14 protein-coding genes are annotated in these 18,858 nt (G+C 62.9%); 10 read left to right on the top strand and 4 right to left on the bottom strand.

Features of this window, described 5'->3' with window-relative positions:
• Nucleotides 1–309: 309 nt before the first annotated feature.
• Entirely contained in the window at nucleotides 310–972 is a 663-nt protein-coding gene (locus WKV53_RS25810; protein WP_341407726.1) for a hypothetical protein, read from the bottom strand.
• Between the two features lie 136 nt (nucleotides 973–1,108).
• Here WKV53_RS25810 and WKV53_RS25805 point away from each other — a divergent pair, with 136 nt between their 5' ends.
• Nucleotides 1,109–2,689 carry a carboxylesterase/lipase family protein gene (locus tag WKV53_RS25805; protein WP_341407725.1) on the top strand — a complete coding sequence of 527 codons (1,581 nt, stop codon included), beginning with the start codon at nucleotides 1,109–1,111 and terminating at the stop codon, nucleotides 2,687–2,689.
• A gap of 19 nt (nucleotides 2,690–2,708) precedes the next feature.
• Here WKV53_RS25805 and WKV53_RS25800 read toward each other — a convergent pair whose 3' ends face one another.
• Both WKV53_RS25800 and WKV53_RS25795 read right to left on the bottom strand, forming a co-directional pair.
• Complete coding sequence (locus tag WKV53_RS25800) at nucleotides 2,709–4,646, bottom strand: BamA/OMP85 family outer membrane protein (protein ID WP_341407724.1); 1,938 nt, start codon at nucleotides 4,644–4,646, stop codon at nucleotides 2,709–2,711.
• Between the two features lie 92 nt (nucleotides 4,647–4,738).
• Complete coding sequence (locus WKV53_RS25795) at nucleotides 4,739–8,191, bottom strand: translocation/assembly module TamB domain-containing protein (protein WP_341407723.1); 3,453 nt, start codon at nucleotides 8,189–8,191, stop codon at nucleotides 4,739–4,741.
• A 93-nt stretch (nucleotides 8,192–8,284) separates the two neighbouring features.
• Here WKV53_RS25795 and WKV53_RS25790 point away from each other — a divergent pair, with 93 nt between their 5' ends.
• The 6 genes from WKV53_RS25790 (at nucleotide 8,285) to WKV53_RS25765 (ending at nucleotide 15,528) form a co-directional block, all read left to right on the top strand.
• Nucleotides 8,285–9,100: an ion transporter gene (locus WKV53_RS25790; RefSeq protein WP_341407722.1), complete on the top strand. Its 816-nt coding sequence runs from the start codon at nucleotides 8,285–8,287 to the stop codon at nucleotides 9,098–9,100.
• Nucleotides 9,101–9,287: 187 nt separating this feature from the next.
• Nucleotides 9,288–10,937: a GspE/PulE family protein gene (locus WKV53_RS25785; RefSeq protein ID WP_341407721.1), complete on the top strand. Its 1,650-nt coding sequence runs from the start codon at nucleotides 9,288–9,290 to the stop codon at nucleotides 10,935–10,937.
• Nucleotides 10,938–10,990: 53 nt separating this feature from the next.
• A complete protein-coding gene (locus WKV53_RS25780; RefSeq protein ID WP_341407720.1) occupies nucleotides 10,991–12,664 on the top strand; it encodes a GspE/PulE family protein in 1,674 nt (557 codons plus the stop codon).
• 83 nt (nucleotides 12,665–12,747) lie between these two features.
• Nucleotides 12,748–14,046, top strand: coding sequence for a type II secretion system F family protein (locus WKV53_RS25775; RefSeq protein ID WP_341407719.1), 1,299 nt, complete (start codon nucleotides 12,748–12,750; stop codon nucleotides 14,044–14,046).
• Nucleotides 14,047–14,105: 59 nt separating this feature from the next.
• A complete protein-coding gene (locus WKV53_RS25770) occupies nucleotides 14,106–14,642 on the top strand; it encodes a type II secretion system protein GspG (RefSeq protein WP_341407718.1) in 537 nt (178 codons plus the stop codon).
• A gap of 142 nt (nucleotides 14,643–14,784) precedes the next feature.
• Nucleotides 14,785–15,528, top strand: coding sequence for a hypothetical protein (locus WKV53_RS25765; protein WP_341407717.1), 744 nt, complete (start codon nucleotides 14,785–14,787; stop codon nucleotides 15,526–15,528).
• Nucleotides 15,529–15,613: 85 nt separating this feature from the next.
• Here WKV53_RS25765 and WKV53_RS25760 read toward each other — a convergent pair whose 3' ends face one another.
• The gene (locus WKV53_RS25760; protein ID WP_341407716.1) at nucleotides 15,614–16,147 is read right to left on the bottom strand and encodes a hypothetical protein; all 534 of its coding nucleotides are present in this window, start codon (nucleotides 16,145–16,147) and stop codon (nucleotides 15,614–15,616) included.
• Nucleotides 16,148–16,315: 168 nt separating this feature from the next.
• On the opposite strand from WKV53_RS25760, the gene WKV53_RS25755 reads away from it, so the two are divergent.
• The 3 genes from WKV53_RS25755 (at nucleotide 16,316) to WKV53_RS25745 (ending at nucleotide 18,853) form a co-directional block, all read left to right on the top strand.
• Nucleotides 16,316–16,513: a hypothetical protein gene (locus tag WKV53_RS25755; RefSeq protein WP_341407715.1), complete on the top strand. Its 198-nt coding sequence runs from the start codon at nucleotides 16,316–16,318 to the stop codon at nucleotides 16,511–16,513.
• Nucleotides 16,514–16,588: 75 nt separating this feature from the next.
• Nucleotides 16,589–17,989 (top strand): cysteine--tRNA ligase, encoded by a 1,401-nt coding sequence (gene cysS / locus WKV53_RS25750; RefSeq protein WP_345789684.1) that lies wholly within the window; start codon nucleotides 16,589–16,591, stop codon nucleotides 17,987–17,989.
• Nucleotides 17,990–18,280: 291 nt separating this feature from the next.
• Nucleotides 18,281–18,853, top strand: a complete 573-nt coding sequence (locus WKV53_RS25745) for a DUF1287 domain-containing protein (RefSeq protein ID WP_341407713.1) — start codon at nucleotides 18,281–18,283, stop codon at nucleotides 18,851–18,853.
• The last annotated feature ends 5 nt before the right edge of the window (nucleotides 18,854–18,858 follow it).

Genomic DNA, 18,858 nt, shown 5'->3' with positions numbered 1-18,858 from the left:
ATTGGGACGACAGGTCCTGTGAGAGTAGGTCGCCGCCAGGTATTTGCCCGTCTTCTTCAGCAATGAAGGAGACGGGCTCTTTTTTGTACGCGTGGCGGCATTGTTGCGGGTGGCAGCTGAACTGGGAGCGCGGGATTCATCCCGCCCGGTGAGCCCTACGGCCCGGTGAGCTCTACGAAGAGGATCCCGAGGGCCAAAGACCCAGCCCATACCAGCCTAGGCCGAGAGAAGAATGGAGAGACACGAAGGGCCAACGGCCCGCCCCATTCGAAAGAAAGCCGGACCGCATCCGCAGTCCCACCGGTCCGCTCAAGAAGCCTGCGGCAACGCCTCTAACAAAAATTTCTTCAGCTGATCCCAGCGAACCGGCGTCCCATCGAGAAAACTTGAGCGCGCCACCACCACGCTCACGCTACCGAAGCCCGAGGGAAATTCCTCCCGCAGGTAACGCGACAGCCCATGATTGCCATCATTTCGGGAGCCAACGGAAATCTCCGGATGCGCCGCTTGGAGCTTCGTCCGCCACTGCTCCACGAATTTGCTTTCGATCTCCCGCTCGCCGGAGTGAAGGAATTCCACCGTCGGCATACCGGCGCGATCCTCGGTGCGGAAGGTCAAGTGAAGCGCCACACCACTGCGGCGCTGTTCCTCGATGGTTCGCTGCTTCAGCAGGTTGAGGAACATACGATGGTGCCGCTCATCCAGCTTGTGGCGCTGGTCCTCGGTGAGCGTTTTCGAAAAACGGCTGAAGCGCTCGGGATCGTCGGGATGGCAGGAGAAATCCACCAGCAACCGGGTGATGTCGCCATGAGCCAGCAGCGCCCTCAATTTCGTCGCAAAGGTCTGCGCCAGATTCAGCGACCCGGGTGACCAACCTTCCCCGGAGGTGACGACCTCCTCATGCCCCCGGAACAGCTCCTTGTGCCATTCCGGGATGGCGCACGTCGCTGGCTCACAGGAAAGAACGAACATTCCCCGCTCCATAGCAGGTTTGCGGGCATTTGTCGAACATAGCTTAACTAATTTCCTGCCACTTTCGAACGGCTCCGCACGCGAAATCCCGGAACTGCGGTAACCTGCCCCGGTCCATCCCCGTACCTCCATACGCATGCCTGCCCGCACCAAGCCATTCCTTTGGCCCATCCTGCTCCTCTGTTCCGCCTTGGTCGGCCAGCTCCGCGCCGAAGGCCCACAGGTGAAAGTTACCGGCGGCACCATCGAAGGCATCTCCGCCAAGGACGGCATCCAGTGCTTCAAAGGCATCCCCTTCGCCGCCCCTCCAGTCGGACCCCTCCGCTGGAAATCCCCCCAACCGGTCCTGCCATGGCAGGGGACCCGCCCCGCCAAGACCTTCGGCCATTCCGCCGAGCAGGGCAAAGTCGCCGCCCTCGCCATGAGTGTCGCCGGCGGCCTCGATGAAGACTGCCTCTACCTCAACGTCTGGGCTCCATCGAATGCCAAGGACCTCCCCGTCATGGTTTGGATCCACGGCGGCGCCTTCACCAGCGGCTCCGGCTCCCAACCGCTCTACGACGGCACCCACCTCGCCTCGAAAGGCGTCGTCATCGTCACCATCAACTACCGCCTCGGCCCCCTCGGCTTCATGGCGCACCCCGCGCTCACGCAAGAAGGCGGGGGATCGTCCGGCAACTACGGCATCCGTGATCAAATCGCCGCCCTCGAATGGGTGCGCGACAATATCACCAGCTTCGGCGGCAACCCCGCCAACGTCACCATCTTCGGCGAGTCCGCTGGCGCCTACGCGGTGAACATCCTCGGCGCCTCACCACGCGCCAAAGGCCTCTTCCACCGCGCCATCGCCGAAAGCGGCGGCAGCTTCGCCTCGCCCAAGACCGGCACCGAGTTCGGCCCGCTCCATCTCACTCTCCCGCGCGCCGAGGCAGAGGGCCAGAAGCTCCTGTCTAAGCTGAAAGTCACCACCATCGCCAAGGCACGCGAACTCCCCGCAAAGGAAATCATCGACGCCGCCTCGCCCGATACCACCGGCTCCGCCGTCTTCGATGGCCAGATCCTCCCCAGGGACATCTACGAGCTCTACACTCAGAAGCAATTCAACGACACCCCGCTGCTAGTCGGCAGCAACTCCGACGAAGCCGCCATGTTCGTCTGGGGAAAACTAACCCCCGAAAAGGTCAAGTCACAGGCCGCCGCAGGCCTCGGAGACTACGATTCTCGGATCCTCGCCCTCTATCCTCACACCACGATCGATGAGGCGACCTTGGCAGGTAGAGCCGTTCTAACAGATCTCGCCTTCACCTGGCACGCATGGACCTGGGCTGGCATGCAGAGCGCCAATGGCAAGAACCCCGCCTACCTCTACTACTTCGACCACCGCCCACCGGGAAACACCACCGGCGCCAGCCACGCCGCAGAGATCGGCTACGTCTTCGGAAACCTCTCACCAGGTGGCTTGTTCAGCAAAGGCTCAAGCCCCGCGGACAAGGCGCTCTCCGAATTGATGATGAACTACTGGGTCAACTTCGCAAAGACCGGCAACCCCAATGGCGCCAACCTCCCCAAGTGGCCCGCCTTCTCCAAGCAATCACCCCAGGGCATGATCTTCGACGCCAGCCCCGGCGCACGCGCGATGCCTTACGAAAGCCGCATGCCCACCTTCGACGCCTACTTCGCATGGCGGCGAAATCACTCGCCGAAGCTGGAGAAGTGACCGCCCGTGCCGGCGTCTGTTAGAATGCCGTGCCGATCGCGAAATGCCACGTGCCCGACGGCTCGTTCTCGTCCTTGGTCATATTGCGGCCGTATTCGAGGCGGATCGGCCCCACCGGCAGATCGATGCGAATCCCCAGACCCGCCGCGAGCTCCGCCGAATCGAAGTTCAAGCCTTCATTGAGCGCCGACATGCTCCCGGCATCGATGAAACCGACACCCTTCACCGGGCCGAACAGCGAGTGGACATACTCGGCATTCGCCACCCAGAAGGCCTCGCCACCGAGCGGGTCATTGGTCACCGAACGCGGCCCCATCTCGTTGTAGCGGAAAGACCGCACCGTATCCGAACCACCGGTGAAGAGCCGGAGGTCGATCGGGAACTCGCTGATCCCTGAGGAAGGCGAAAGGATGCTCGTGCGAAGACCCAGATTCACCTGTCCCTTCTTGCCGACGGGAATGTAGCCCGCGCCGGAAAGATCGAGTCGCGTGTAATTGGAGGAAATATCCCCCGCGATCAGGCCCGCTTGGAAACCAGCATCCAGGTGATAGCCGCGGCTCGGCGTGACCGGATCGTCTCGACGGTCATAGGCAAGCTCGGCTCGCAGGTAGTGATGGCCGTAAACGGTCTCACCCAGCTGGTTCGCCGGGATGTCATTGCTATCGGTATTCACGATCGAGGAACCGAAGATGACGCTCGCATCCAGATGATCGCCGAAGTTCCGGGAAAACTCCGCGGACGCACCGCTCTCGAACTTGTCGTAGCCTTCCAGCGCGCGGGTCACCGAGAACAGCCGCAGCCCGAGATAGGTATCCGTGCCGAAGAGCCACGGATCGGAAAGCCGGATGTCCCCCAGCAGGCCGCGCGAGCTGTATTCGAGACCGGTGCTGAAATTCCACAGGTTCCCCATGAAGTTCCGGTCATGGTATTTCAAGCCGAGGATCGCACCTTCGTAGCTGCCAAAGCCGCCATAGGTCGATGCACCCCGCGCCTTGCCTTCCACCACATGCAGGGTGGCATCCAACATCCCGCTCGGGTCGGTCGAGTTCTCGACCCGCACCGATGAAAACGCGCCGGTGGCCAGGACCTTCTTCAGCCTCTTGTCGAATTCCTCCGCATCGAACCACTCGCCACGCAGATCCTCGAAGCGTCGCGAGATGCGTTCCTTCTTCGTCTTCTCGGTGCCAGCCACGATCACCTCGCTCAGGCGCTGGCGGACGCCGAACTTGATGGTGAACCTCGGCGTGAGCGTGCCATCGGCGAGGACTTGGGTCATCGTGAACGTCTCCAGCGGGTAGCCCGTGGAGCGGAAGATGCTTTCGACCTCGCTGCGCAGTTTGGTGATCAGGTCGGTATTCGCCACCTGCCCGAGGTGCGGGGCCGCCGTGGCTTGCAGGCGCTGCAGCAATTCCGGAGGCGCTCCCTCGAAAATGGGCGCTCCCAGATGATGCAGCTTGCCGGGATCGATCTTGATGATGAAGGCGATCTCGCCGCCGGTCTCGCCACGCTTTTCAACCGTCGCCTTCGCCTCCCAATAGCCACGCGAATGGAAGTCCGCCTCTAACAGCGACAGTCCCTCCGCCACGTCGGGCTCGCGGAAAGGCGGATCCTGCCCGGGCCTCAGTACGCGTTCCTGCCCGGGCAGCTTGAAGAGCTTCGACAGCCGCTCCTGCTCCTTCTTCTCGAAGCCGGGAACCGCCACCGAGCCGATCTTGACCCGCGGCCCTTCATTCACCACCAGCCGGATCGCATTGCCGGAAATCATCGGCGTCACCGAAGGGCTCTGGAAGCCTTGCCGCTTCATCAGGTTCTCTAACAGGAATGCCGCATCCGCCGCCCGCGCCGTCGACGGCGGCTTGGCCTTGATGAGTTCCAGTCGATCCCCCAGCAAATCCAGCGCCTCGCTCTGGCTCATCGAGCCAAGCCCCTCGATGCGGATGTCCGCGCCAAGGGACACCAGGCATGAAGACGACAGACACAAGGCCGGAAGCAAGAAGGACCGCAGCCCTCCAGTCTTCTGTCTGTAGTCTTGGAGTCTTGTGTCGTGCTTCATTTAAACCGGAGAACGAAGGCGCCGAGGACGCGGGTGTTGCTTTGCTTGTCCACGGAACCGCTGACGAAAATCTTGTCGGTCACCTCCATGGTGGCGGAGTTGAGGCGCTTGCCCGTGAGCGGATCGTCCTCGCCGATGCGGACATCCACGCGGTTGATGACTTCCAGCACCTTCGCGACTTGCTCCGCGAAGGGCAGCCGGCCCTTCCGCCACTCTTCGACCAGTAGCTGTGCCGCCTTCATGCCAGCCGCCTGACCGTCTTCAAGACCGTCCGACGTGGTGCCCGTGGCGAGCAGTGTCATGATCTCGCTTTCCGGCAGCGGCGGATCGGAGGTGAGCGCGGTCTTCGGTGCATTGGCGGGCCCGTAGAAAAAGACGTTCACCTCATAGCGGCCGATGGTGGAAGTGCCCCGGATATTCAGCTCGGGACTGAGCCCTCCCGCAGGCGTGAAAGTCGCCGCGCCATTGTCCACCCTCAGCGTGCTGAAGGGCAGCTTGGCCTCCACGTTGCTGAGGATCGCGTTTCCTTCCGGTTGGACGTTGGCCAGCGTGCCACCGAAGCGGATATTGGCCGTTGCCTGGCCCTTGGCGAGGTTGCCGCGGATCAAAAACGGATCCCCCGTGCGAACCACCACATCAAGCGTCCAATTGGCAAAGGGAGCAGGCAGCCCTTCCGCTTTCTTTTCCGTATCGATGGATGGCAAGCTGGGCCGCGATGGTGCCGTGAAAGGGACCCTCACCGGCAACAGCTCCACGTCCTTGTAAAACAGGCTGTCCACAATATCGACCGTCCCGGAAATGCCCGCCTGTTCCAGATTGCCGCGCAGCGCGAGATTCGCATTGGCACGCACGATCATCGACTCGTCTCGCTTCAAGGGCAGCGCCGTGCCCTTCAGCGAAAGATCGAAGGTCGGCTTCTTCGCATCGGCCAGCCCCACGTTGCCACTCCCTGTTAGAGTGCCCCCGGCGGTTTCCAGCGAGAGCGTTTGCAGCCGCACCTCCTTGCCCTGCATTCGGATCAGCAGGTTGGCATTGGTCACCGGCGGGGCGGGGGAATCCTTCATCGTAAACGCACCCTTCGAGAGACTGAGTTCGCCGCCCAGGTCCGGCTTGCCAATCGTTCCCGACGCCGTGACATGTCCCTCGACCACACCGCCGAGCTTCTCGGCATTTGGCACGAACTTCGCGAAGGTCGCGAGGTCGAGTCGCGGGATGTTGGCCCGCGCTTCAAGCTTTTCATTGAGCACCGAATCCGGCTTCTCCGCCCACTCGCCCGGCTTGAAGGCGGTCTTTCCTGTTAGGACCACGGGCTGGTAGCCGGCCGGCTTGATCTGCCCGTTGAGCGTCAGCGCCCCATCGGCCCCATTCAGCGCGAGGCTGGCATCGGTGACCGGCACATTCGGCTGATTCGGCACGCTCACCCCCTTCAGGTCGAGATCCAGATTCACCTTCGGCGCGGCAGGCGTGCCGGTGACTACGAGCCGGACACGACCACTCCCGCTGGCAAGCGGCGACTTCTTTTCCGGCAGCCATGGCTGTAGCCGGGTGTGATCGATCCACTCGGATTCAAGGAACACATTCAGTGGCACCTGCTGCTTCAGGAAATCTCCGGCCCCCTTCATCTCCTTCGGCACCGGGATCTCCGCCTGCCCGCTCACCAGGCGATTCTCTCCCTCCTTCCACTCGATGCGCGGGATCTTCAGCACCTGATTGGCGAAGCTGGCGCTCGCATGGATCGTCTGCCCTTCGGTGATGGCGGTTAAGTCATCCAGCACCACTGCCTGCGGCCAATCGTAGTTGCCTTTCGTCCGCACGATCAGCGGCGGCGTGTCCTTCCGCACCCACTCGAAGGACGTGATGTCAAACGCCCCACGATGCGGCTGCGCGGCGAAATCACCACCGCCCTGCCAGGTCCCGCTCGCATTCATGCCGGTCGGCAAGGTCACGCCAAACGTCGCAGCCCACGCCGCGATCCGTTCCGGCCGGAAGCCCTCCAGCACCGCGGTCCCCTCATAGTGCTTCCCCGTTAGATCGAGCGCATACGTCGCGCGATGCCCCTCGCTGCCCAGCGTCCCCGCGATCTTGCCATCCGGCGGCGTCCACTTCGCATCGATCGCAAGCGACGCGGCGGCATTGTTCTCGGCGGAAAGCAGCACCTTCGCATCCACGGAACGAAGACCGCTCGCCGCGGAATCAATGATCGCATCCACATTCAGCGACGACCCGGGCAGGGGAGGCGCCTCCTTCGGAGCGACGGAATACTTCTCCTTCAGCACCCCAAACAGCGGCGTCACCTGCGGCAGGCTCACCTTCGCCGTGGCCTGGAAGTCCGCCCACTGTCCCGCCGCTAGGTCGCGCCACCGGAGCGCAGCATTGCCTGTTAGATTCGAGTTCAGCGCCGCGAGCGACCAATTCACCGTCCCGTCGCTGCCCGTCTTCGTGGCATCCAGCACCAGCGTCTCCGCCTTCCAGTCTTCATATTGAAGACCGCCGACCTCGACATTCGCCGTGGCATTCCACTGGTCCGGCTTCAGGTCCAGCCCTTGGGCCGCGATTTCCAGCCGCCGCACCGTGGCCCCGGCCGGAATCTCCAGCGCGAAATTCTTCACCGCCTCCTGCACCACCAGCGGATCGCCTTCCAGCTTCACCGTCGCCGTGGAGCGGTCGCTGGCGAGCAGCACCCGCGAGCCTTCCACCTGCACAACGGCCGAGGCGGCGAGCTTGCCGCCAGCCGGCACGTCCACGCGGACATCACGGATGCCCAGCCCGGAAGTGACGTCGAACCGATCCAGCGACAGCCGCTCTTCCCCCCACTGGATCGTCGATGCCTGCGCCGCGAAGGCATACCCGGACCCGATCGAGATCTCGCCGAACTTCAGCACGAAGTCCTCGCTCCCCGGCGCGTGGGAAAAGTCGCTGGATTCCAGCACCGCCACGTTCTCCTCGCCTCGCACCACCTGGATGCGCAGCCCCGCCGCGCCCAGATCCAGCGGCATCAGGATCGAGCGCACCTTTTTCAGCGTCGTGGAAAGATCCGCCGGCTTCTCTTCCTTCGGCTTGCCGCGCGAGGGCAGGGGATCGGCCGCCAGGTCGATCACCAGGTCCAGCTTGTCCACCATCAGGCCGTCCAGGTCACCCCGCACGATCTTCCGCAGCTGATAGCGCGGGTCCACCGAGCCGATCTCCAGCTTCTTGATCGGCCCGCCCTTCACCGCCAGCTTCTCCACCTTGATCCCGCCGAGCAGCGTCCCCTTGAGTTGGAAGTCCGCCGTTAGACCGCTGCCTTCCAGTGCCTTCTGAGCCACCACCTCGCCGATCCAGCGCCAGCCGGGGCCGTTCAGCCACACCAGCAGCAGCACGAAAAGAACCAGCGCCACCAGCCGCTTGCGCCCGCGGCGACGCTTCTTCTTCTCCGGTGGGGGCGGGATATCTCCATCGTCGGCACTCATCAAAGCAAAGCAGCGCATGATTCATGGCGCTCCATCCGCACGCGGTCAACGAAAGCTCTTTCCGAGCGTCATTTCTTCATCTCCAGTCAGGATATGCCCGAATCCCCGCGTTCCGCCCGCCGCGAGCATTGGCGGGAGATTATCTTCGAATCCGAAACGCCCGCCGGCCGGCGTTTCGACGTCACTCTCCTCTGGCTCATCGGCCTCAGCATCGTGTGCGTGATGTTGGAAAGCGTTCCCTCCATCAAACGCGACTACGGCCAGCCGCTGCTGGTCATCGAGTGGGTCTTCACCATCCTCTTCACCCTCGAGTACCTCACGCGGCTCTGCGTGGTCCACCGCCCCCTCTGCTACGCCCGCAGCTTCTACGGCATCATCGATGTCCTTTCGATCCTGCCGACCTACCTGATAGGCGTCTTCCCCGGCCTCCAGGCCCTGCTGGTGATCCGGGTCCTCCGGATGATGAGGATGTTCCGCGTCTTCAAAATGGCCCGGCACGTGAATGGAGCCGAGCTGCTGGTCCGGGCGCTCTACGGGGCCAGGGCGAAAATCACCGTCTTCTTCGCGTTCATGCTCGCGATCTCGGTCGTCTCCGGGACCCTCATGTATCTCATCGAGGGGCCGGAGGGCGGCTTCACCAGCATCCCGACCGGCGTCTACTGGGCGGTGGTGACGATCACCACCCTGGGCTTCGGCGACATCACCCCGGTCACCACGCTCGGCCGCCTTCTGACTTCGGTGCTGGCCCTCACCGGCTACGCCGTGATCGCGGTCCCCACCGGCATCCTGACCTCCGAGCTCTCCAAACTGGACGGCGACGATACCTCGGACGCCTGCCCCTCCTGCGGGGTCCACGGCCACCTCCCGGACGCCCGTTTCTGCCGCCGCTGCGGGGCTCCCATGGCCTGAAATTCCAAGCTTCCGCACCCTTCGCCACCGCATCGTCAATACGCCGTGCCTACCCCCGGCGGATTGTTCCAGAGATGTTCTGGCGGCAGGTTGACAAAGCGGGAGCTGCTTGACCAGTGTGTGAGCGCCGGGTCGTGCGACACGCCCCGATTTTCTTTCATTCGATTTCCAAAAGGCCCGAAAACCCGTGTTCTCCAACGAAGATTACTTGGCCGACCTGCTGGTGGAAGCCGGCGCGGTCGATCCCGACGTGCTCAACCAGGCCCGCACCAAAGGCGGTTCCGTGATCGAGCGACTGCTTAGCGACACCGACCTCTCGGAAAACACCATCTGCGCCGTCTTGGCCCAGAATGCGGGTCTTGAGGGCATCGATCTCATGCAGATGGCGATCGCTCCAGACGTGGCAAGTGCCATCCCGGACGAGATCGCGCGTCGCTACAAGGTCATCCCGGTCGCCGACGACGGCGTCTTCCTGACCGTCGCGGTCGGCGATCCGTTCGAGTTCGAGACCATGGACAGCCTGCCCCACGTGGTCGGCCGTGAAATCAACTTCGTCGTCGCACCGGTCAACGCGATCGATTCTTTCCTCCGCCAGTTCTACGGCCTGTCCGATAGCGGCTCGATGACCACCGCTGGCGGCCACGACGTCGAATCCTCGGATAGCGATGCGCCCATCATCCGCCTCGTCCAGAACCTGCTGGTGGAGGCGATGAAAATGCGCGCCTCGGACATTCACATCGAGCCGCTCGAAACCTCCGTCCGCATCCGCTACCGCGTCGACGGCAAGCTCATCGAGGTGGACAACCACCCGAAGAAGCTTCTTCCGGCCATCATCGCCCGTCTCAAGGTCATGAGCGGCACGATGTCGATCGCCGAAAAGCGCCTCCCGCAAGACGGTCGTGTCCAGGTGAAGACCGCGGAAAAGGAAATCGACCTTCGTGTTTCCTCCGTCCCGTCGAACCACGGCGAATCGATCGTCATGCGTATTCTCGACAAGTCGGCCCTCGTGCTCGGCTTGCCGGAACTCGGCTTCTTCTCGGATGACCAGGCGACCTTCGAAAACCTGATCGGCCTGCCGGACGGCATCATCCTCGTCACCGGCCCCACCGGTTCCGGTAAGACCACGACGCTCTACGCCTGCTTGAACGTCATCAACAAGCCGGACAAGAAGATCATCACCGTGGAAGACCCGGTCGAGTATGAGCTCCCCGGCATCAACCAGGTCATGGTGAAGACCGACATTGGCATGACCTTCGCCGCGGCCCTCCGCGCGATGCTCCGCCAGGCGCCGAACATCATCATGATCGGGGAAATTCGTGACGCGGAAACGGCGAACATCGCCATCAATGCCGCGCTCACCGGTCACTTGGTGCTTTCCACCCTGCACACGAATGACGCGCCCTCGGCCGTCGCCCGTCTCGCGGACATCGGCATCAAGCGCTTCCTCATCGCCTCCGCCGTCCGCGCCGTGCTCGCCCAGCGTCTGGTCCGCAAGCTCTGCCCGGTTTGCAAGGCCCCGCACGTGCTCACCGACAAGGAGGCCCGCTCGCTGCGCTTCGATCCGTCTCGCGGCGATATCTCCCAGGTCATGGGACCCGTCGGCTGCGACAAGTGCCGCCGCAATGGCTTCCGCGGCCGTATCGGCATCTTCGAGACCTTCCAGATCGATGACGAGGTCCGTCACATGATCAACGAAAACCTGACCTCCAGCCAGCTCCGCCGCCGCGCCCGCGAGCTCGGCATGCGCACGCTGCGGGACGATGGTATCCGCAAGGTGCTCGCCGGCCTGACCTCCCCGGACGAGGTCATCCACGTCACCATGTCGGACTTCGAATGATCCAAGGATCCACGTTATAAATCCCAGATTTTCAATTTTCTAAAACCCGATCCATGGACAACAACCAGATCGTTGAACTTTTCATCAGCCGCGGACTCATCGACCGCTCGCTCGGCCAGGACATTCTCCACGAAGTCGAAAACAGCGGCAAGGAGGCCGCTGAGATCCTCGCCGACTTCCAGGTCATCAACCACCGCGACGATGTCTGGCCGGTGGTCGCGTCCGAGCTCGGCGCACAACTCGTCGATATCCGCGAGTGGACTCCGCCGGAGCAGCTTCTCGCGCTGCTTCCCGCTGGCATGGCCCGTCTCCACGGCGCGCTGCCCGTGAATCTCGACAATGAGGGTCTCCACGTCGCGCTGGTGGACCCGATGAATCCTCAGACCATCGAGGACCTCCGCTTCGCCCTCGGCCGCGAGGTCGTGCTCGCCATCGCTCCCGACTACGTCGTCGAAGCCAAGATCAACGAGTGCTACGGCGGCGAAGGCAAGGCGATGGATGACATCCTGATGCAGCTCGAGCACGGCATCAATACGAACATGACGGCCGCCGAAATGGAGGCCGAGGCGAATTCCGCGCCGATCATCCGTTACGTCGACCTCGTGCTCTTCCAGGCCATCAAGGAGCGCGCCTCGGACATCCACTTCGAGCCCTTCGAAAAGGACTTCAAGATCCGCTACCGGGTGGACGGCTCGCTCTACGAAATGGCCCCGCCGCCGGTGCACCTCGCCGTCGCGATCACCTCGCGTATCAAGGTGATGTCCAATATGAACATCGCCGAGCGCCGCGTCCCGCAGGACGGCCGCATCGTGAAGCAGGTCGGCGACCGTCAGGTGGACATGCGCGTTTCGACGCTCCCTACCCAATACGGCGAGTCGATCGTTCTCCGCGTTCTCGACCGCTCCTCGGTCAATCTCTCGCTGGAGAACCTCCACCTGCCGGAGGCCATCTACGAATACATCTGCGACACCATCGAGAAGCCGAACGGCATCTTCATCGTCACCGGTCCCACCGGTGCCGGTAAGACCACCACGCTCTACGCCGCACTGGCCCGGATCAATACCATCGATTCCAAGCTCCTCACCGCCGAGGACCCGGTCGAATACGACATCGACGGCATCATCCAGATCCCCGTCCACGAGTCGATCGGCCTGACCTTCCCGCGGGTGCTCCGCGCCTTCCTTCGTCAGGATCCCGACCGGATCATGGTGGGGGAGATGCGTGACATGGATACCGCCCAGATCGCCATCCAGGCCTCGCTCACGGGTCACTTGGTGCTCTCCACCCTCCACACGAATGACGCGCCCGGCGCCGTCACCCGTCTCGTGGACATGGGTTGCGAGCCCTTCCTCGTGGCCGCCTCGCTGGAGGGCGTGCTCGCCCAGCGTCTCGTCCGTACCATCTGTAAGAGCTGCAAGGCTTCCTACGAGCCGAACGAAAGCATCCTCATGCAGCTCGGCGTTGCGGTGCACGAGCTCGGCGACAAGGACTTCTTCACCGGCCGCGGCTGCGATGTCTGCGGCAAGAGCGGCTACAAGGGCCGGAAAGGCCTCTATGAGCTGCTCGATATCACCGACCCGCTCCGCGAGCTCATCACCGACCGCGCCCCGACCGTCGTGCTCAAGCAAAAGGCCATGGAATTGGGGATGCATACCCTCCGTGAGGACGGCCTCCGGAACATCTACTTGGGCCACACGACCATTGAAGAGGTCCTGAAATACACCTGATACCCCTTTTTCACCTCGAAATTTGAGTCGCCAGCACCCGCAGACGCGCTCACACTTGTTTCACTCGATCTAAAAACAACCCCATGCCTCAGTTCCAATTCACCGCCGCCGATGCCAAAGGCGAGCAGATGTCCGGCACGATCGAATCCACCAGCGAAGCCGATGCCATCCAGCAGCTTCGCTCGCAGGGTTACTACCCGCTTCAGGTCGTCGAGGCCGGCAAGGGCAAGCTTGCTGCGAAGAAGGGTGCCAAGAAGGGTGCCAAGGCCGCAGCCGCCAAGAAAAAGGACAAGTCCTCGGTCGGTGGCCGCATCAAGCCGAAGATCCTCATGATCTTCACCCGCCAGCTCGCCACGCTGATTGACTCCGGCCTGCCCTTGCTCCGCGGTCTCACCGTGCTTGCCAAGCAGGAGCCGAATCCCGTCCTCCGCGGCACCATCAGCGCGCTCGCGGATTCCGTGCAATCCGGCTCCACCTTCTCCGAGTCTCTCGCCCAGCACCCGAAGATCTTCAACAAGCTGTACGTGAACATGGTCAAGGCCGGTGAGCTCGGTGGTGTGCTCGAAGTCGTCCTCGTCCGTCTCGCCGAATACCAGGAAAAGGCCCACAAGCTGAAGAACAAGATCGTCTCGGCCATGGTCTACCCGGTGATCGTCATGTTCATCGCGGTCGCCATCCTCGTCTTCCTGATGCTCTTCATCGTTCCGAAGTTCGAAGCGATGTTCGCCGAGCTCGGCAAGGACGCCGAACTGCCGATGATCTCGCAGGTCGTCTTCGGCACCTCGAAGTTCTTCCTGAATGCCACCCTGGTGCCGCCGGTGCCGAACGTGGTCTGGGTCTTCGTCGCGGCCGGTGCCATCTTCGCGGGCTTCAACATGTGGGGCAAAACCAAGAAGGGCCGCCGCGCCATCGATTCCTTGAAGCTCAAGGCACCGATCTTCGGTGACATCCAGCGCAAGTCCGCCATCGCCCGCTTCGCCCGCACGCTCGGCACCTTGGTCACCTCCGGTGTGCCGATCCTCCAGGCCCTCAATATCACCCGTGACACCGCCGGTAACGTCGTCGTGTCCGACGCGATCGAGAAGGTCCACGAGGCCGTCAAGGAAGGGGAATCCATCGTGACCCCGCTCCAGGCCACCAATGGCGTCTTCCCGAACATGGTCATCTCCATGGTCGACGTGGGTGAAGAAACCGGCCAGCTCCCGGAAATGCTTCTGAAGGTCGCGGACGTCTATGACGACGAAGTGGACAATGCCGTCACCGCGCTTACCTCTATCCTTGAGCCGATCATGATCGTCGTGCTGGCACTTGTCGTGGGCGCCGTGGTGTTCGCGCTGTTCCTGCCGCTGATCAAGATCATCTCCGAAATGGGCAACATGTGAGCCGGATGCCGGGCGGACCCCGTCGTCCGCCCGCCTTTCGCCAACCATCAAAAACACCCATGAAAATCCAAGGTCTTCGCCGCCGCCATCAGGCGGGCTTCAGCTTGATGGAGCTCGTTGTGGTCGTCGCCATCATCGTCGTCCTCGCAGGTCTCACGCTCAGCGCGTTCAACTTCATCAACCAGAAGAACGCCCGCACCAAGGCCAAGGTCCAGGTGGACCTCCTCGCCAATGCCCTGCAGGACTACCACGCCGATAACCGCTCCTTCCCCGAAAGCACCGATGCCAACGGTGAAAAGGGCGACGAGGTCGTCTACAAGTACCTCTACTGGGACGGCTACGAAGCTCGCGACAACGGTGGCAAGATCTACCTCGGCGCGCTCGATCCGGTCAACAATACCAAGGGCGGACAAGCCTGGATCCAGGGCAAGGACGATCAGGCCCGCATCGTCGACCCGTGGGGAAATCCTTACCGCTACCGCACCGGCGAGCAGGCGGTCAATGTTGACTTCGACTTGTGGTCGATGGGTCCCGATGGCAAGACCAACAAGGATCCCAAGCACAAGGACAGCCTCGACGATATCAAGAACTGGTAACTCGGTTTAGGCCCGCGCTCTTTTCCAAGGGCGTCCGGTGGTGCTTCAAGGCCCGCCGGACGCCCTTTTTCGTGTCTTCTTTGTTCCATGGGGCTTTGCGCTCGACGCCGCACCATCGTGCGCTCTTCTTGGCGCAGACCAAATGAGCGAAGAGTTCCAAGAGCCCCCTGCGGCCGAAAAAGAGCCGGCCACCAAGACTGCCCGCAAACGGCCCGCCGTTCGCAAGTCCGCGAAACCGAAGGCGGCTGACGCTGCCGGGTCCGCGGCTGATGCTGCTCCCGCCGAAGCGCCCGCTCCGGTCCGCGAATCCGAGCCGGCCGCCCGCGTCGAGCGCACCGAACGCCCTGAGCGGGCCGAGCGCCACGAGGAAGCCCCGCTGCGCGACCGCGAGTCCGGCCAGGACGTGATTCCTTTCGTCGTCGAAACCGCCGGTGGCGAGCTTCCGGGCAATCCCAAGAAGCGCCGCCGCCGCAAGAAGAAGAAGCACGGCGAAGGACAGGGCCCGGGAGGCCCAGGCCAGGACCGCGACAGGCAGGACCGGCCGGAACGTCAGGAAAGACAGGGCCCGGATCGGGACCGCGAACGCGACCGGGAAAGGGAGCGACAACCGCAGCAGTCGCACCAGCATCCCCACGCCGTGTCGCCGCCAGCAGACGCCCCGTCCCACGCCCCGGAAACGGCCCCAGCCTCATCCACCATCCACGCCGCGGCACGCCCGAAGCTCGATCCCGAGCTGGTGGCCAAGAAGGCATGGAAGATCTTCCAGTCCGAAGTCGGCGAAGAAGGCCTCGCCCTCATCGACGATCACGACGCCCGCGAAATCTCCCGCCGCTGCTTCCGCCTAGCGGAGATCTTCCTCGAAGAAGCCTCCCGCCGCAGCAGATAAGGGGTGTCGACGTTCCGTCGACACGGCGTGGACGCGAGTCCACGTTCCCTGAGGGTAAGAAGAGCAGGGGAGGAGTGAGCCGGAATCAACCCGCCACTTCTCCCAACTCCGCCTCCAGCCGCCGGGCAAGCTCATCCTTCCCGGTGGCCTTCGCCAGCGTGATCCGCTGCCGCATCACCTCCGGTTGATGGCGCTCCTCATCACCCATCGTATCGAGGATTTCCACCGCCGACTCGTGGTCGCCGATCGCCACTGCTCCTTCCAGCAGATCGGCCAGTGCCGGATCGCCCGCTTCCAACGGCTTGTTCCGGTAGATCGCCCAGCGCGCCTGCGCAGGCAGCTGTTTCGGCGCATCCTTCACCTCGTCCAGATAGACGAACTCATCGCCCTCGCGATGCTGCCGCCATAGGTTGAGCGAGATCACCAGGATGAACCCGAAGATGATCACCGAAGCCTCCAGGATGAAGGGCGTGGTGATCAGCCCGATCACCTTCGCAAAAAACTCCCCGGCCAATCCCGGCAGTCCCGTCGCCATCACCAGCGTCAGGAAAAATCCCGCCATGCCCATGATGATCAGGGCAGCCGTGGTCACCTGAATCCTTCGTTCGTCGCGTAACATCCCGCGCAAAAGAAACCACGGGGTGGGGGAGGAAGCGAACCGGAAATATTTTTAATCAAACTTGATATTTTCTAAAAACTTTGCTTCTTTCGCCGCGACCCCCGCTGGGTGCGCGGAGCCTCCGGCCCGCAGAACGGTCCCCCGACTCCGCTGAAATCACGCCTCTCAATGCTCATCGACCGCCTCAGAAACCTCGGAATCGCGCTCATCTGCACCGCCCTCACCTTGGCGGCGTGGAAGATCCGCCTCCGTGGCCAGGCGGTAGCCCCGAGATCCAGCGTGCCGATGGGGGAGCTGACCATCCCCGTGGAAATCGTCGAAGCCGGCCAAGCGCCCCAGGTCCGCGAGATCCGCATGGCGCGCTGATCGGCCAGCAGATGGCTGTTGACCATTGACGGGCTTTATCACGGTTGAATTTGCGGGAGCCACCCGCTAGACCCCGTGGCGATGCGGCTTTACGACACGCTGGCTCGCGAGCTCAAGGAGCTCCGCCCCCTCGACGGTTCCACCTACCGGTTCTACTGCTGTGGTCCCACCGTCTACGGCCCCGCGCACATCGGGAACTTCCGCACCTTCGTCCTTCAGGACGTCTTCCGCCGCACCCTTGAGACCGGTGGCATGCGCACCTTCCACGTCCGCAATATCACCGACGTGGATGACAAGACCATCCGCGACTCACAGGCCGCCGGCCAGACCCTGAAGGCATTCACCACCCAGTGGACGGAGAAATTCCACGCCGACTGCGAGGCGCTTGGAACGCTTCAGCCGCACGTCGAGCCCGGTGCCGTCGATCACATCGAGCAACAGGTCGCGATGATCGCGACCCTCGTGGAAAAGGGGAATGCCTACGCCTCCGAAGATGGCTCGGTCTATTTCAACATCGCCTCGTATCCCGAATACGGCCGCCTTTCCCGCCTCGATACCCGCGAACTCGAACTCGGCAAGACCCAGAACGAGCGCGCCAACTCCGACGAGTACGAGAAAGATAGTATTTCCGATTTCGTCCTCTGGAAGGGCCGCAAGCCGGAGGACGGAGATAACTTCTGGCCATCGCCATGGGGCGAGGGGAGACCCGGCTGGCACCTTGAGTGCTCGGCCATGATTGAGGAGTATCTCGGCTCCGACTTCGACCTTCACGGCGGCGGCGAGGACCTCATGTTCCCGCACCACGAGAACGAGATCGCGCAGAGCAAGTGCGCCTGCGGCGGCCACTTCGCCGCCCATTGGTTCCACTCGACCCACTTGCTTGTCGATGGCGGGAAGATGTCCAAGTCGAAGCAAAATTTTTATACCCTCGACGATCTCAAGGCGAAGGGCTTCACCGCCATGGAAGTCCGCTACGCCCTCATCGGCGCGCACTACCGCAAGCAGCTGAACTTCACGCTCGAGTCACTCCATGGTGCCCGCGAGGCCATGGCGAAGCTCGCCAAGGGCGCCCGCAATCTCGCCGCGAAAGCCCCCGCCGAAGCCCGCTTCGACTCCGTCGACTTCGGTCCCTTCCAATCCGCATGGGACTCGCTCAATGACGACCTCAATACCCCCGGCTGCCTTGGCGGCCTCTTCACCGGTCTCCGCGAAGCCGTGAAGCTCGAAGGCGAGGATGCCGCCAAAGCCCTCGCCGCCTTCAACCGCGTCCTCCGCGCCATCGGCCTCACGCTCCCGGAAGAAGAACCCGAAGCCGAAATCGACGTCCCCGCCGACATCCGCGCCCTCGCCGAAGAACGCTGGGCCGCCCGCAACGCCAAGGACTGGGCCAAGGCCGACCTCATGCGCACCCAGCTCACCGAAAAAGGCTGGGCCATGAAAGACGGCAAGGAAAGCTACGACCTCTCCCCAACCTGAAGCAGGGAAGGGGCACGCCTCCAAAGCACAGCCCCACCGGGAGCGCGGAATTCATTCCGCCCGAATGGTCCCCCAAAGCCTTCGCAACTCCTCGTGTTGGCAGGACCGACTCTCCGTGCCAACGGCACGACTCATAAAAGCCCGGCACGAAGTGCCGGGTAATCACACCACCATGATCGCGTCCTGAAGGGACGCCTCATGCTTCTGGCGGCCACGCTCTCCTGCGAGCGTCGAAATCCCGCAACACAGCGCGCTGACAAAATCCCCACTCCCGCCCGAGTATCTATCGTCATGCGCTATCTCCTCCTGCTAGCCCTATCCCTCCTCCCACTCTTCGCCCAAGCTCAGGACACCGGCACCAAAATCGTCACCGCCGCCCGCAAGCAAGTCGGAGTCACCCTCTCCTACGACCCCGCCTACGCCACCCTCGACTACCCCGGCGGCGACGTCCCCCGCGAGAAAGGCGTCTGCACCGATGTCGTCATCCGCGCCCTCCGCGATGGCCTCTCGCTGGACCTCCAGAAACTCGTCCACGAGGACATGAAGGCCAACTTCTCCGCTTATCCCAGAAACTGGGGCCTCTCCAAGCCCGACAAGAACATCGACCACCGCCGCGTCCCCAACCTCCAAACCTACTTCAAGCGCAGCGGCTACAAGCTCGACGTCACCAAGGACGCCACCAAGTTCCTCCCCGGCGACCTCGTCACCTGCACCGTCCCGCCAAGCCTCCCGCACGTCATGATCGTCAGCGACAAGAAGACGGCCGAAGGCATCCCGCTCGTCATCCACAATATCGGCGGCGGAGCCCGCGAGGAAGACGTGCTCTTCACCTATCCACTCACCGGCCACTACCGGTGGAAGTGACTCCC

The organism is Luteolibacter sp. Y139, from assembly GCF_038066715.1.
Classification (GTDB): Bacteria; Verrucomicrobiota; Verrucomicrobiia; order Verrucomicrobiales; family Akkermansiaceae; genus Haloferula; species Haloferula soli.
The sequence above is the reverse complement of the archived record's forward strand: the minus strand, read 5'-3'. Positions and strand labels throughout refer to the sequence as shown.